15 protein-coding genes are annotated in these 14860 nt (G+C 72.7%); 8 read left to right on the forward strand and 7 right to left on the reverse strand.

From position 1 onward, the window contains the following. Window positions 1–154: 154 nt before the first annotated feature. Genes ACF061_RS24590 through ACF061_RS24605 form a run of 4 tightly spaced genes read left to right on the forward strand, consistent with a single transcriptional unit; the run spans window position 155 to window position 2774 of the window. The gene (locus ACF061_RS24590; protein WP_392269111.1) at window positions 155–409 is read left to right on the forward strand and encodes a DUF1918 domain-containing protein; all 255 of its coding nucleotides are present in this window, start codon (window positions 155–157) and stop codon (window positions 407–409) included. After that, window positions 393–1271 (forward strand): universal stress protein, encoded by an 879-nt coding sequence (locus ACF061_RS24595; protein ID WP_392269112.1) that lies wholly within the window; start codon window positions 393–395, stop codon window positions 1269–1271. Before ACF061_RS24590 ends, ACF061_RS24595 begins: the two co-directional genes overlap by 17 nt. Window positions 1272–1301: 30 nt before the next feature. Beyond that, window positions 1302–2291 (forward strand): Acg family FMN-binding oxidoreductase, encoded by a 990-nt coding sequence (locus tag ACF061_RS24600; RefSeq protein ID WP_392269113.1) that lies wholly within the window; start codon window positions 1302–1304, stop codon window positions 2289–2291. Window positions 2292–2333: 42 nt separating this feature from the next. Next, window positions 2334–2774: a CBS domain-containing protein gene (locus ACF061_RS24605; RefSeq protein ID WP_392269114.1), complete on the forward strand. Its 441-nt coding sequence runs from the start codon at window positions 2334–2336 to the stop codon at window positions 2772–2774. Window positions 2775–2807: 33 nt separating this feature from the next. Here ACF061_RS24605 and ACF061_RS24610 read toward each other — a convergent pair whose 3' ends face one another. From ACF061_RS24610 to ACF061_RS24635, 6 genes are all read right to left on the reverse strand, one after another. Continuing rightward, window positions 2808–3251: a universal stress protein gene (locus tag ACF061_RS24610; protein ID WP_392269115.1), complete on the reverse strand. Its 444-nt coding sequence runs from the start codon at window positions 3249–3251 to the stop codon at window positions 2808–2810. 541 nt (window positions 3252–3792) lie between these two features. Beyond that, window positions 3793–4272, reverse strand: a complete 480-nt coding sequence (locus ACF061_RS24615) for a hydrogenase maturation protease (RefSeq protein ID WP_392269116.1) — start codon at window positions 4270–4272, stop codon at window positions 3793–3795. Continuing rightward, a complete protein-coding gene (locus ACF061_RS24620; protein ID WP_392269117.1) occupies window positions 4269–5615 on the reverse strand; it encodes a Ni/Fe hydrogenase subunit alpha in 1347 nt (448 codons plus the stop codon). The genes ACF061_RS24615 and ACF061_RS24620 overlap by 4 nt, the downstream gene beginning before the upstream one ends. Before the next feature lie 23 nt (window positions 5616–5638). Beyond that, entirely contained in the window at window positions 5639–6487 is an 849-nt protein-coding gene (locus tag ACF061_RS24625; RefSeq protein WP_392269118.1) for an oxidoreductase, read from the reverse strand. Window position 6488: 1 nt separating this feature from the next. Beyond that, complete coding sequence (locus ACF061_RS24630) at window positions 6489–7307, reverse strand: FAD/NAD(P)-binding protein (protein WP_392269119.1); 819 nt, start codon at window positions 7305–7307, stop codon at window positions 6489–6491. Continuing rightward, window positions 7304–8488 (reverse strand): 4Fe-4S dicluster domain-containing protein, encoded by a 1185-nt coding sequence (locus ACF061_RS24635; RefSeq protein ID WP_392269120.1) that lies wholly within the window; start codon window positions 8486–8488, stop codon window positions 7304–7306. Before ACF061_RS24635 ends, ACF061_RS24630 begins: the two co-directional genes overlap by 4 nt. Window positions 8489–9108: 620 nt before the next feature. Here ACF061_RS24635 and ACF061_RS24640 point away from each other — a divergent pair. Further along, window positions 9109–9927 carry a universal stress protein gene (locus ACF061_RS24640; protein WP_392269121.1) on the forward strand — a complete coding sequence of 273 codons (819 nt, stop codon included), beginning with the start codon at window positions 9109–9111 and terminating at the stop codon, window positions 9925–9927. Between the two features lie 129 nt (window positions 9928–10056). Next, window positions 10057–10344, forward strand: a complete 288-nt coding sequence (locus tag ACF061_RS24645) for a DUF1876 domain-containing protein (protein ID WP_392269122.1) — start codon at window positions 10057–10059, stop codon at window positions 10342–10344. A gap of 12 nt (window positions 10345–10356) precedes the next feature. On the opposite strand, the gene ACF061_RS24650 is transcribed toward ACF061_RS24645, so the two are convergent. Further along, window positions 10357–11034, reverse strand: coding sequence for a CBS domain-containing protein (locus ACF061_RS24650; protein WP_392269123.1), 678 nt, complete (start codon window positions 11032–11034; stop codon window positions 10357–10359). Between the two features lie 117 nt (window positions 11035–11151). Between ACF061_RS24650 and ACF061_RS24655 the strand changes: the two genes are divergently transcribed. Continuing rightward, the gene (locus ACF061_RS24655; RefSeq protein ID WP_392269124.1) at window positions 11152–12105 is read left to right on the forward strand and encodes a pyridoxamine 5'-phosphate oxidase family protein; all 954 of its coding nucleotides are present in this window, start codon (window positions 11152–11154) and stop codon (window positions 12103–12105) included. A gap of 42 nt (window positions 12106–12147) precedes the next feature. Then, a complete protein-coding gene (locus ACF061_RS24660; protein ID WP_392269125.1) occupies window positions 12148–14577 on the forward strand; it encodes a glycoside hydrolase family 65 protein in 2430 nt (809 codons plus the stop codon). Window positions 14578–14860 lie beyond the last annotated feature (283 nt).

Below are 14860 nucleotides of genomic sequence, written 5' to 3' on the forward strand. Positions count from 1 at the left end.
CCGGCAGGCCCGTCGTGAGGACCTATGGCCCCTGGCAGGCCGAGGCTGTCGGAGCCTTCCATGGAATCGGCGGCGGCACGTCTTCCCGCGCCGCGGCAGGGAGGAGGCGAGGGCGATGTCCGCTCCCGCACCAGCGAAGAGGAACGGCCAGGCCGTGACGGGTACCGGCCTCGACGCGGCCGGTGCGTCGAGGCGCGCCCACGTGGGCGACGAGCTCGGCGTACGCGGAACCGAGGCGGGGGTCGTCGTCGCACGCGACGGCGGGATCGTCGGTCTCCACCCTCCCGACGGCAGTCCGCCCTGCGACGTGCGCCGGCTCGGCAACGGCCGGGTGACCCCGTACCTCCCGGGTCCTGACGGGTACGTCCGGCACTTGGCGACCGGAGGCGACGATGACCCGGCCCGGTGACCGGCGACCGGTCGTGGTGGGCGTCGATCCCGATCCCCTCCACCGGATGGCACTGGCCTGGGCTGCCGACGAGGCCGCCCGCCGGCATCTGCCGCTGCGCCCGGTCCACGCCGAGGGCGTGCCCACCCGGGGCTACCGGGGGCGGGAGGTCCCGCCGTCGTGGGAGGAGTGGAACGAGGCGCTGCACAAGGCCGGGCAGCAGGTGCTGGAGGAGGCCACGGACTTCGTCGCGGCGCGGCACCCGCGGCTCGAGGTGGATCCTCTGCTCGCGGAGGGCGACCCGGTGTGGGTGCTGCGCGAGCAGAGCCGCGACGCCACCGCCGTCGTGCTGGGATCGCGGCACCTGAGCCGGCGGCAGGAGGTGTTCGGCTCCTCGTCGGTCGCCGTTCCGGTCATGGCGCAGACGCGCTGTCCCCTGGTGATCGTCCCCGAGCCGGAGCACATCACCCAGGACCCCCCGTTCTTCGTCGTCGGCGTCGACGGCAGCGAACACTCCGGTACCGCGGTCGACGTGGCGTTCGAGGAAGCGGCTCTGCGCGGAGCCGGGCTGCGCGCCCTGCTCGTGTGGGAGCCCGGACCGCTTCGCATCCTCGACGAGCACGAACCGCGGCAGGAGTGCCGGCGGCTGCTCTCCGAGACGGTGGCGGGCCGCCACGACCGCTACCCCGAGGTGGACCTGCGTCACGAAGTCCTCGTCGGGCACCCCGTCCAGGTGCTCGCCCACGCATCGGCCCACGCGCTGGGGCTGGTGGTGGGGACCCGGGGCCGTGGCGGCTTCACCGGCATGCTGCTGGGCTCGGTCAGCCAAGGCGTGCTGCACCACGCCGGCTGCCCCGTCATCGCGGTCCCGACACGTGAGTGAGTCACCGGACCGGCAGGAAGGAGAGCCACCGTGACCGCAGAACCTCCCGGCCTGAACGCCGTGACCGCGCTCGTGACGGAGGCCGCCGCTGCGCCCTCGCTGCACAACGCCCAGCCCTGGACGTTCCGTTACCTGCGGGACATCGGAGTCCTGCGCCTGTACGCCGACCGGGAACGCGCCCTGCCGCGAACCGACCCGGACGATCGAGGCCTGCACATAGGGTGCGGCGCCGCGTTGCTCAACCTCCGGGTGGCCGCCGCGGCAACGGGACTGGCTCCGACCGTCCGGCTGCTGCCCGACCCCGCCCACCCGGATTTCCTCGCCGAGGTCGATCTGTGCGGCGGCGGCCTGTGCGACGGGGCGCTCGCCCGGCTGGATCCCGCGGTCCGCCGCCGTCACTCCAGCCGGCTCCCCTTCCGCGACGAGGAGATCCCCGGCGCGGTGCGGGAGGGGCTGTCCGGGGCGGCCCGCGCCGAGGGGGCGCAGCTGCTGTTCCCCGGGGCGTGGCATGTGCAATCGATCATCGAACTGGTGCGGGACGCGGCGGACCGGGAGGCGATCGCGCCGGAGGTGCGTGAGGAGACGGCACGCTGGACGCACACGGAGCTGCCCCACGCCGCTGGAGTGGCCGACGGCATCCCCGGCGAGGCGTTCGGCCCGCGCCAGCGCGGCACCTCGGCTCCCATGCGTGACTTCGCCGTCGGCCGTCCGATGCCCGGGCGTGGCTGGGCGTCCTTCGAGAGGCACCCGAACATCGCCCTGCTGGGTACGGCCCGCGACGGGCCGGTGGACTGGCTCGTGGCCGGTCAGGCACTGGAGCGGGTGCTGCTGCGGGCCACCGCGGACGGGCTGGTCGCCTCGGTCGCTTCCCAGCCTCTGGAGTGGCCGGAGATCCGGTGGGCCGTCCGCGACCCCGTCTCGGCGATGGCGCACGTCCAGATGGTGATCCGGCTCGGGTACGGCCCCGAAGGCCCCGCGAGCCCACGGCGGCCGGTCGCCGATCTGCTCGACGTTCTCTGAACAGCCCCGTCGGACACGCACCGGACACCGGGGAGTGGTCGCATGAAGGTCTCCGAGGTGATGACCGCTCCTCCGGTGTGCGTCGGGCCCCGTGTCTCCCTGGCCGAGGTGACCCGGCGGATGGCCGAGTGCGCCGTCGGCTCCGTCCTCGTGGTCGAGGACGGAGCACTGCGCGGCATCGTCACCGACCGCGACCTCGCCGTGCGCGGCCTGGGAGGCGGCCTGGACCCGGGGGCACGGGCGGATGCCGTCATGTCGCCACGCGTCGTCACGGTCGAGGCCGTCGACGACCTTCAGGTGGCCTACCGGACGTTCCGCCGCACCGGGGTCCGCCGGCTTCCGGTCCTGGACGCGGGCCGAGTGGTGGGCGTGCTGACGATCGACGACCTGTTCCTCGATCTCTTCCGACGGTTCGCCGACCTGCTGGGGCCGGTCGCCTGGAGCGTCCTGCAGGAGCCGCCGGGGCCGCCTCAGGGGGCCTGAGCCGAGGACGAGCCCTGAAACGCGGGCCTCGGGTCACCGCTCCTTGGAACGTACGATCACGACCGGGCAGTCGGCGTGCTGAGACACGTGCCGGCTGACGGAGCCGAGCAGGGCGCGGGCGAACCCGCCTCTTCCCCGGCTGCCGACGACCAGGACCTCGGCTCCTTCGGCGGCTCTCAGCAGGACGTCGGCGGCGTTGCCCTGCACCACGAGGGACCGGACCGAGCCGGCGGCGTCCGCGCCGAGCACGTCGGTCAGCTCCTGGCTCATCTTCCGCCGGGTCTCGTCCTCGTCGACGTTCATGTCCACGGCGGGCCCCGACCAGCCGTACAGGCCCGGCAGCTCCCACACCGCGACCGCGTCCACCGTGCCGCCGACCAGGGCGGCGTAGCGCACAGCCCAGCGCAGGGCCTCGTACGAGCACTGTGACCCGTCGACACCGACCACCACCCGGCGCTCGGAGTCATCCTTGTCCATGCGTCCCACTCCTCTCCTGCCGTCCGTGTCCACCGGGCCGGGCGGCCTGTGTCCTCCGCGCCGGGGGACTCGTCACCACGCCGCCGCAGATGACCATCCGGCGGCATGCCGGACGACGGCGCACAGCCGGCGTCCCCGGCGTGTCACCCGTCCGGGCTCCATGCGTTCCCCCTCCCGGTCCCACCGGGGCACGAGGCGGTGGTCGTAGCCCGCGTCCACCCGGCGCCCGTGCGGTCACCGGCCGGCCGGACGTCCGCCGGCAAGCGCACTGTCCGCAACGCGGAGGGCATCGCCAGGCTGCCGCCGACGACGATCACCGGGCCGTGCGCCCGGGCCGACACGGCCAGACCGACCGCCCAGTCGACCGCGCGCAGACAGGAGTCCGATCCGTCGACGCCCACCACCAGGGGAAGTGTCATCGTCCCCACCGCCTTTCACGGGGCCGCCTGTCGTACGGCACCAGGGGGTGACCTTCACGGTCGCACCCAGTGGCCGAGGCCGCGAGGGCGTTCCGGCCCGAACCGGGGGGCCCTTCGGTCCCCTACCGCACGCGGTTCAGCCCGTACGCCTGTCGCACGGCGGCGGCGATCCGGTCGATCAGTTCGGGGAGCGCCGACCGCGCCGCTTCGCTCAGGCGCGCGCCGAGCTCGAAGTCGGCCGCTTCCATGGCGTGCACGACGAGCCTCGCCGGGAGCTGGTCGAGGGCCCCCGCCAGGGCGAGGCACTCCCCGAGACCGAGCGCGTGGGTGCTCGCCGTACCCGCTGTCGGGACGGCCGCGTCCGCCGCCGTGAGAGTGTGCAGCTCCCCTGGCCGGGCCGGCCGTGCCCGGAGGGCCTCCACCACGATCACCGTGTCCGCGCCGCGCCAGAGATCGAGCATGCGCGCGGGTTCGCCGTCGCTGACCGCCAGGACGGTTCCGTCGGGAACCCGGCCCCGCAAGGCCTCCACGGTTGCCGGGCCGACCCCGTCGTCACCGCGCAGGGGATTGCCCACGCCGATCACCACGACCCGGCCGGTCATGCGCGTTCCACGGTCACGTCGAGGAAGTGGGCGGCGCAGGAGATGCACGGATCGTGATTGCGGATGGCCCGTTCGCACAGACGGGTGAGCTCCTCGTCGTCGGCGGCGGGTCCGGCCCCCTCCAGGCGTGACTGCACCGCCCTGCGCACATCCTCCTCGATGGCCGTCTGGTTCTGCGCCGTGGGCGGGACGATACGGGCCTCGGCCACCGAGCCGTCCTCGGTGAGGACGTAGCGGTGGTACAGCAGGCCCCGGGGCGCCTCGGTGGCCCCGACGCCGACGCCCCGGCGCGGCGGGACCTCGACGGCCGGCCGGGGAGGGCGTTCGTATCCGGCGATGATCCGGAGGGCCTCCTCGACGGCCTGCACCACCTCGACGGCCCGTACGACGATGCTGCGGAAGGGGTTGCGGCAGATGGCGCCGGCCGCCGGATCACCCAGCCCGGCCTCCCGTGCCGCCTCGGCGGCGACGGGGTGCAGCCACTGGCCGTTGATCGCGTAGCGGGCCAGCGGGCCGGTCAGGTGGCGACGGCCGTCGAGCGTGGCCGTCAGAGCGGTGGAGTGGGGCACCTGCTCTTCCCGGACGTGCCGCTCGAAGTCGGGCAGCGGGAACTCGCGCGGCGCCCGGCGGTCGCCGGCAGCGGGAAGGACCGCCGGCGTGCCGGTGTCGATGGCGTACCGGCCGGGGTCGCGCGACGCCAGCAGGTCGTGGTCGCACACCGCGTCGGGGAAGTCGAATGCCGCCACCCAGCGGACGGTATCCAGCGCGTCCTCCCGGACCTGACGCAGCCTCTCGGCCAGCGGACGCAGCTCGTCCGGCGCGGGCGTCCGGTAGAAACCGCCGATCCGGACGTTGACCGGGTGGATGGGGCGGCCGCCGAGCTGTTCGACGATCGCGTTGCCGGCCTGCTTGATCCTCAGACCGCGTTCGACGGCGGCCCGCTGGTCACGAGCGAGTTCCACGACGTCGGCACGCCCGAGGAAGTCCGGGGCGTGCAGCAGGTGGATGTGCAGGGTGTGGCTCTCGATCCACTCGCCGCAGTACAGCAGGCGGCGCAGTTCCGCGAGGGGGCCGTCGACCGTGACACCGCAGGCGTCCTCGATCGCCTGACAGGCGCTCATCTGGTAGGCGACCGGGCAGATGCCGCAGATGCGGGCGGTGATGTCGGGTGGCTCGGTGTGGCCCCGGCCGGTCAGGAAGGCCTCGAAGAAGCGCGGCGGTTCGTAGATGCGCAGCCTCGTCTCCGTGACCGTGTCTCCATCGACGCGCAGGTGGAGGGCTGCCTCGCCCTCCACCCTGGCCAGCGCGTCCAGTCTCAGGACGCGGGTTCCGCGATGGTTCATGCGAGCCTTCCGGGCGGGATCCGTCAGGCCGGAGGGCTCTGGTGCTCCTCGGCCGCGAGGTCGGGTACGGGGGCATATTCCGGTGACGCGGCGTTGAAGGTGCGGAAGACACGCTGGATGTCCCGCTCGCTCATCCCGTCGCGGCGCAACTGCGCGACCATCGAGCGCAGGTTGGGCTTGCCGGACGGTCCGAAGCAGCCGTAGCACCCACGTCCGTAGGCCGGGCAGATGGCACCGCACCCGGCGTGCGTGACCGGGCCCAGACAGGGGGTGCCGTGGGCCACGGTGATGCAGGTGGTGCCGCGCCTCTTGCACTCGAAGCAGACGCTGTGGTCCGGGATCCGGGGTTTGCGCCCGGCCAGGCAGGCGGTGATGACTTCGAGGAGCTGGCGGCGGTCGATGGGGCACCCGCGCAGTTCGAAGTCGACCGGCACATGGGCCGAGATCGGTGTCGAGGTCTCCAGGGTGGCGATGTATTCCGGCCGGGCGTAGACGGCGGCGAGGAAGTCGTCGACGTCGGCGAAGTTGCGCAGTGCCTGGATGCCGCCCGCGGTGGCGCAGGCGCCGATGGTCACCAGACGGCGGGAGACGCGGCGGACGTGCTGGATCCGCTCGGCGTCCTCGGCGGTGGTGATCGATCCTTCGACCAGGGAGAGGTCGTACGGCCCCCGGCCCGCCGGCCGTGCCCGCTCCCGGTCCGCGCCCTCGGCCGGGGTCATCTCCAGGAAGTGGTCGATCCGTACGCGTTCGGTGAGGCCGAGGAGTTCGTCCTCGCAGTCCAGCAGGGTCAGCTGGCAGCCGTCGCAGGAGGCGAACTTCCACACGGCGAGCGTCGGCCGTGGGTCGGTGGCCGGTCCGGGTTCGGTGACCATGTCACAACTCCCTCACGAGGAGCAGTTCCGCCACGCGGTCGTAGCCGACGACCGGCCCGTCGCGGCACAGCAGGAGAGGACCGAGCTGGCAGTGGCCGCAGTGGCCGGTGGCGCAGCGCATGTTGCGTTCCAGGGACACCTGGACGCGGTGCGGGACCAGGCCCCGTGTCACGAGGTCACGTGCGGTGTGGCGCATCATCACCTCGGGCCCGCACACCAGGGCGCGGGTGCGTTCGGGACGCAGGTCGAGGCGGTCCAGCAGCGTGGTGACCACGCCCACCGCGCCCTGCCAGCCCGGACCGGGCCGGTCGACGGTCACCTCCACCCGGGCGTGAGCGCGCCAGCTCTCGATCTCCTCCCGGTACACCAGGTCGGCGGGGGTACGGGCGCCGACCACGACCGCGAGAGGACCGTACTCGGCGGACCGGTCCAGGACCGCGTGGACGACCGGTCTCAGCGGAGCCAGCCCGATGCCGCCGGCGACCACCAGTACGTCGTGGCCGGCCGCCGCCTGAAGGTCCCAGCCGGTGCCGTACGGCCCGCTGAGCCCGACGCCGTCACCCGGGCGCAGCCGGCACAGCGCGGCCGAGACCGCACCCACCGCGCGCACCGTGTGCACGAGACCGCCATGCCTGCCGCGCAGTGCGCTGGCGGAGACGGGCACCTCACCGACCCCGAAGGCGTAGATCATCGCGAACTGCCCCGGCGAGAGGGGCGCGAGTTCCTCCCCCGTCGGTACCAGCTCGATCGACCGGGTGTCGCCGGTCTCGGTCCAGGTGTCGGCGACCCGGTAGGGCAGCGGGTGCGCGACGTCGCTCATGCCGGCTCCGACGCGGACGCCGATTGCCCGGACTGTGTCCAGTCGTGCAGGGCGGCCGCTTCCTCGGTGATGTCGATACCGACCGGGCACCACACGATGCAGCGTCCGCATCCCACGCAGCCGGACGACCCGAACTGGTCGTACCAGGTGCCGAGTTTGTGGGTCAGCCACTGCCGGTAGCGGCTGCGCGCGGAGGCACGGACCGGGCCGCCGTGCAGGTGGGAGAAGTCCAGGTCGAAGCACGAGTCCCACAGCCGCCACCGCTCGGCGTGATCACCCGTGAGGTCGGTGACGTCCTCGGTGGTGGTGCAGAAGCAGGTGGGACACACCATGGTGCAGTTGCCGCAGGTCAGGCACCGCCCGGCCACGTCGTCCCAGCGAGGTGCGTCGAGCGTTCCGGCCATCAGCTCCCGCAGGTCTGCCTCGGGCATGGTCCGGCCCATGCGGTCCGCGGCGGCCGCGACGCCCGCGCGGGCCGTCTCCCGGGTCTCCGGGTCCGCCGGACGGGCGGGCAGTTCGGCCAGGATCTCCGCGCCTTCCCGGCTGCCGCCGCGGACCCAGAAGCGGTGCCCGCCCTCGTCGACCACTTCGGTCATCACCAGGTCGAAGCCGGGACCGGCAGCGGGCCCGGTGCCCATCGAGACGCAGAAGCACGTGGCGCCGGGCTCCGTGCACTCGACCACGATCAGCAGCGTCCCGGAGCGCCGCCGCGCGTAGCCGCGGTCACGGTACGTCCCCCCGGTCAGCACCCGGTCCTGGACGGCGATGGCCCGCGCGTCGCAGGGACGCACGCCCAGGAAGGCGTACCGAGGAGGCGGGGCCTGGCCGGCCGTGAAGACCACTTCCCCCTCCACCCGGTCGGCGCTCCACTCCCGCACCCGCGCCGGGTGCAGGAAGGACTTCCACGACTGGGGGCCCGCCGCGTTCGCGAAGGCCGCGCCGTCGGACCGTTCCCGCAGGCGGTAGCGCCCGGCCTCCAGCTCCACGCCCCATCCGTACGGCAACTCGTCGGCCGAGCGCAGTTGCGCCAGCACGATGGCGCCGTCCCGCGCCGTGGGTCCGATCACGGTGAAACCCCGCCGGTTCAGCACGTCCACGAGCGCGGCCATGCCGTCCTTGCCCATGACGAGACCGTCGGCCGCGGACGGCCGGGAGACGTTCACATCGGCGTCGGCGCTCATGACCGGCCTCCTTCACGACAGCGGACGGCATACGGCGCCCCGCCGTCCCCTCGAGCCCACGATCGCAGCATCGCGGATGCGGCGCCGCGCCGACAGAGCCATGTGGACGGGGGAGTGGGGCCCAAAGGTCCCGTCGACCCGGGCCGCATGCCCGTGGTGGCAAGGCGACCACGGGCAGGTGACCGCCGGCGGCGACGGTACGCCGCACCGCGCGGCCGCCGGGCCCGAGTGCCCCGGCCCCTGCCGGAACCGGAGGATCGGAGCCGCGACCTGGACGGATGTACGAAACGCATCCCCGGCCGAGCGGGCCCGCGCCGCGTGGCGGGGTGGCGGCATGCCGGGTCGACCACAGCCGGCGGGCGCACGAGGTGCCGAGCGGCCCCGGAGTGAGGCCGAAGGGCCCTTGGTCTCCCCGCCCGGCAGAGGCTCATCATGAACACGGGAGACGCTGTTCGAAACCTCGCGGTGGGCCGGCCCGGTGACGTACCGGACGCCGCGCGCACGCCGGGTGCGATGAGTTCTCCCGCTTCGAGGACCCTGCGGTCGCCGATACGGCGCGCGCGGACCCGAGGCGAGGGGCCGGCGCCGTGGCATGCGGCCGGCGAGAGGAGACGGGCGCGGTGGCGATTCCGCTGGTGGTGGGCGTCGACGGCTCGGAGGCGAGCCTGGAGGCGGTCGACTGGGCCGCCGCAGAAGCGGCTCTGCACGAGGTCCGGCTCCATCTCCTGCACGCGGCGGTCGGTGAGCGGGAGGCGTCCGACGTGATCAGCGCCGCCGCCGAACGTGCCAGGAGGAGCGCGCCGGCGGTGCGGCTGTCCAGCGAGGTGTCGCACGAGGACGCGGCTCTCGCTCTGGTCGGCCGTGGGCGCAACGCCCACGCGCTGGTATTGGGAGACAGGGGACTCGGAGATCTTCCCGAAATGCTCCTCGGTTCGGTCAGCCTCGCCGTGGCGGCGCGTGCCGACTGTCCGGTCGTGGTGGTCCGGGGCACTGCCGAGCATCGCGACGCCCGTTTCGGAAGTGTCGTCGTGGGTGTGGAGGACGGGGAGAGCAGCGGCACGGCCGTTGACTACGCAGTGCGCGAGGCCCACCTGCGGCGCTGCCGACTCGTGGCGGTGCACGCCTGGAGCGCCCCGTCCGGGGCCTTTACGACACCACAGGCACCCTCGTGGCAGTTGGAAGCCCACAGGCGTCCCCCGGCGCAGGTGCTCGACGACGCTCTGCGCCGACCGGCGGAAAGGTACCGCGACGCCACGGTGAGCCGGCGACTGATCGAGGAACCGGCGCGTCCGGCGCTGCTGGAGGCCGCGTCGACGGCTGATCTGCTGGTGGTGGGCACCCGGAGGAGACTGGGACACCCGGGCCTGCAACTCGGCCTGATCAATCACGCGCTGCTGCATCACGCACCGTGTCCCGTCGCCGTCGTCCCCCAGATGTGACCGCCGCGGGACGAGCGACGGGCGGCCGCCGGCTTCCAGGACCGGTCGCCAGCCCCGGGGACCTTCGGCCCCGGTGATCCACGACGGCTGTCGTCGGATCGTGGAGACGTGCCAGGCGAGGAGAGAACGATGTCGCACACAGGCGAGTGGAGAGTACGTCTCGACCTCTTCGAGGAGGACGACGGAACGACGAAGGCACACCTGGTGCTGGACACCGGCACCACGGCGCTCACCGGCCACGGCACCGCGCACTGCCATCCGGCGGACACGAACGTGCCGGAGATCGGCGACGAGCTGGCGGCGAGCAGGGCGCTGGTCGATCTCGCCCATCAGCTGCTGGAGACCGCCGAACGCGACATGCAGGGCATGGCCGCAGCACGGCCCGGCACCCGTCGGTCCACCGGACGACACCTGTGAGTCCCAGCCGCTTCACGGGGTCCCGGTAGGTGTGTCCCGGGCGTCGTCGGTCCCCACGGCGATCTGCGCGGTGGCCGAGACCACCCCGTCGACGCCCCGGCACAACTGCTCGATGACAGGGATCAGACTCCGGTGCTCCACCTTGCCCGCAAGGGTGACCCGTCCGTCACGCACCTCCACGGTCACGTCCCTCGGGTCGAGCCCCAGGGTGCGCCGCAGTACGTCTTTGCTGATCTCCTCGCGGATGGCCTCGTCACGGCGGAGGAAGACCCGCAGCAGATCGGCACGACTGACGATGCCCAGCAGCCGGTCGGCTTCGTCCACCACGGGCAGGCGTTTGACGTTCTGGGCCTCCATGAGGCGGGCGGCCTCGACCACGGTCCACTCGGGCCGTGCGCACACGGCGGGAGCGGACATCAGTTCCTCGGCCCGGGAACCCTCGGCCTTGGCACGTTCCCATGCCTCCAGGTGCGGAATGGGGGTCCTGCCGGACGGGTCGGTCCGGTCGGCGCTCTTGCGCAACAGGTCGGCCTCGGACACCACACCCATGGGACGGTCGAGCTCGTCCACCACGGGCACGGCGGTGACGTCGTTCTCCTCCAGCAGTCTGACGAGCTCCTTGAACGGCGTTTCGGGCCGTGCCCGGACGACGTCCCGGGACATGAGCTCCTCGACTGTTCGGTGGTGCATGTCGCCTCCCGGGGGTGGGGCACCCGCCTCGCGGATGCGGGGTCGGCCGCCCCGTGCGGCGATGTGGCCCGCGTGGCAGGTTGGATACAGCACCATTCTGAGGAGAGGGCGGCGATCATGCGAGCTCACCTCGGCGACCAACTCGTCATCGAGAGTCCGGAGGCCGGCGGCGCCCGGCGCGACGGCGAGATCGTCGGACTGCGTCACGAGGACGGCACACCCCCCTACGACGTGCGCTGGTCGGACACGGACGAGGTGACGCTCGTCTTCCCCGGCCCCGACGCCCATGTCCACCACCTCGAGCACGGGGAGCCCGTGGCCGCGCGCCGGACAGCGCCGGACACCCCAGAGGCGGCCCCGGTCTCCACGGCACCCCGGGCGGCCGGGGCGAACAACCCGGGGGACATCGGCCGGCGCGTGGCCGTCGAGCGCCGTCGGAGCGGGCTCACCCGGGAGGAGACGGCCGCCCGGGCCCGGATGTCGCCCGGCTACCTGGCCTACCTGGAGGAGAGGCCCGCCGACCCGACCTTGGCGACTCTGGTCAGGCTGGCGGACGCACTGGGCACCACGGTCGGCGCACTGCGGGGCGGAGGCACCGAACTCCCGCCGGGTCAGGGGCAGGCACTGCTGCGCCCCCGGCTGCGGGACCTCGGACCGGAGGAGTGCCGGACCCTGCTCTCCACGCACGGTGTGGGACGCGTCGCGCTGTCGGCGTCCGACGGCCGCCCGCTGGTCGTCCCGGTCAACTACGGGGTCGTCGACGACGCCATCGTCTTCCGGACCGCGCCCGACTCCATGACGGCGGCGGCCGCGAACCAGGAGGTCGCCTTCGAGGTCGACCACGTGGACGAGGCCCTGAGCCAGGGCTGGAGCGTGCTCGCCGTCGGCCCGGCAAGCGCGGTCACGGACCCCGGGGCCGTGCGTCGACTCGTCCAGCGCGCTCACACGACGCCCTGGGCGGGCGGAGAGCGCGAGATGTGGGTGTCGATCCGGCCCACGAGCCTGACGGGACGGCGGATCACTCCGGCCGATCAGCGGACGGCCACGGTTCAACCGGATACTCGCCACTGAACCGGCGTCGAAGGGCCCACCGGGCACATGGGCAGGTGGCGGATGGCGGAGTGGACATGGGAGTGGGAGGGTTACGACCCGGCTGCCGAGCGACTGCGCGAATCCCTGTGCACGCTGGGTAACGGCTTCTTCGCGACACGGGGTGCGGTGCCCGAGTGCCGGGCCGGTCCGGTGCACTACCCGGCGACCTATGTCGCCGGGTGCTACAACCGGCTGGAGTCGACCGTGGCGGGTCGGCGGGTGGTGAACGAGGACTTGGTCAACCTCCCCAACTGGCTGCTTCTCCGGTTCCGCCTGCGGCCCGTCGCAGGACGGTGGGGTCCCTGGGTCTCTCCCGGCACCCACACCCTCGCCGACCATCGGCACACCCTGGACCTGCGGCGCGGCACGCTCACCCGGTCCTTCCGTCACCGTGCCGAAGGGATGGGATCGCTCAGGGTCGAGCAGACGCGCCTCGTCCACATGGGCGATCCGCACCTGGCCGCGCTGCGGACGGTCTTCACCGCCGAGGACCGGGCGGGAGAGATCGAGATCGAGAGCTGCCTGGACGGCGAGGTGGTCAACGCGAACGTGGACCGGTACCGCGCCCTCGACCACCACCATGTGACCGATGTGCGCACGGGAGTGAAGGAACCCCACACGGTCTGGCTCACCTGCCGGACCGGCACATCGGACATCGTCATGGTCCTGGCCGCCCGGACGACCGTTGCCGTCGGCCCGGTTCCGGCCTCATCGGTACTTCGTCCAGGACGCCGTCACGTCGTTCACCGTCTGGTCGTACCGATCGTTCCCGACCAGCCCGTCATCGTGGACAAGACGGTCGCGCTGCACACCTCACGGGACATGGCGATCAGCGACCCGCTCGGCGAAGCGCTTGACCGGGTGTCCGCGGCGGTGGACTTCCCGGAGCTGCTGACCTCGCACGTCGCCGCGTGGGAGCGGTTGTGGCGACGGGCGGACATCCAGGTGCCCGGTGAGGCCGGCCGTATATTGCGCTTCCACCTCTTCCACGTGCTGCAGACGCTGTCGCCGCACACCGCCGACCTGGACGTGGGCGTGCCTGCCCGCGGCCTGCACGGCGAGGCGTACCGGGGCCATGTGTTCTGGGACGAGTTGTTCGTCCTGCCCTATCTCAACCTGCATTTCCCGGAGGTCTCACGGGCATTGCTGAACTACCGCTACCGGCGGCTTCCCCGGGCCTGCGGAGCGGCGAGCGGGGCCGGCCTGTCCGGCGCGATGTACCCGTGGCAGAGCGGAAGCAACGGCCGGGAGGAATCCCAGGAATGGCATCTCAACCCCGCCTCGGACCACTGGCTGCCGGACCACTCCCGGCTGCAGCACCATGTGGGTTCGGCGGTCGCCTACAACATCTGGCAGTACTGCGAGGCTTCCGGCGACACGGAGTACCTGCACAGCAGGGGCGCCGAGATGCTGCTCCAGATCGCCCGTTTCTGGGCAGCGATCGCCGTCTTCGACCCCGGCACGAACCACTACCGGATCCGGGGCGTGGTCGGCCCCGACGAGTACCACGACGGCTACCCGGGTGCCGACCGGCCCGGCTTGGACGACAACGCGTACACCAACGTCACCGCGGCCTGGGTCATCACCCGCGCTCTGGAACTCCTGCGACGGCTTCCTTCGCGGTGCCGTGAGGAACTGTTCCACCGGCTCCGGCTGGACGCCGACGAGCTGGCGAAGTGGGAGGACGTCTCCCGTCGCTTGCGGGTGCCGTTCCACCGAGGAGTCATCAGCCAGTTCGAGAGCTATGACACCCTCGCCGAACTCGACTGGAACGCCTATCGCACCCGCTACGGCACCATACGGCGGCTCGACCGCATCCTGGAGGCCGAGGGCGACACGGTCAACCGCTACAAGGCGTCGAAGCAGGCCGACGTCCTGATGCTCGGCTACCTCTTCTCGCCCGCCGAGCTGCGCGCCCTGTTCCGGCAGCTCGGGTACGACCTGGACGACGACCTCTGGCGCGGCACCGTGGACTACTACCTGCGGCGCACCAGTCATGGCTCCACCCTCAGCGAACTCGTGCACGGCCTGGTCCTCGCCCAGGCCAGACGAGCGGATGCGTGGCAGTACATGCGCGACGCACTGGAGGCGGACATCGCCGACCTGCAGGGCGGCACCACGGGAGAGGGCATCCACCTCGGGGCCATGGCCGGCACCCTGGACCTGGTCCAGCGCGGTCTGACGGGCCTGGAAACACGCGAGGGCGCCCTATGGCTGAACCCGGTGCCCCTCCCGGCGCTCTCCGAGTACGGGTTCACCGCGCACTACCGCGGTCACTGCGGTGTCGGCATACGTCGCCGGAGCGGGCAACTGGAGATCAGCGTGCCGGCGTCCGAGGAGTCACCGATCCGCCTCATGCTGGCCGATCGGGCGGTGACCATCGCGCCGGGGGAAACCTGCTCCCTCGTGGTACCGGACGGTGTCCCGGCCCGCTCCTCACACGACGCCTGACCTCGCGCCGGCCCCATCGCGACGTAGGCACACGGGGGCGCCGCGCTGGAGGGGCCGCACATCCTCCGGCGCTGACCGCGGGCAGGCTGCCCGGTGCGCCGAGTGCATCGGCCATGCGCGGGCCACCGCCCGCCCCCGACCCGGGACGGGGGCCGGCGGAAGTCGCGCGTCGGCCCTCGGCCACTCCGGAGACTTCGCACCCCCTGGGCCGGACCAGCGCGCGGTCCCGTCCTAGCGGTGTCTCTTCGCAGGTCAGGCGTCGTACGGGTACGGAGACCCACCG

This window comes from Streptomyces sp. NPDC015220, assembly GCF_043079345.1.
GTDB lineage: Bacteria > Actinomycetota > Actinomycetes > Streptomycetales > Streptomycetaceae > Streptomyces.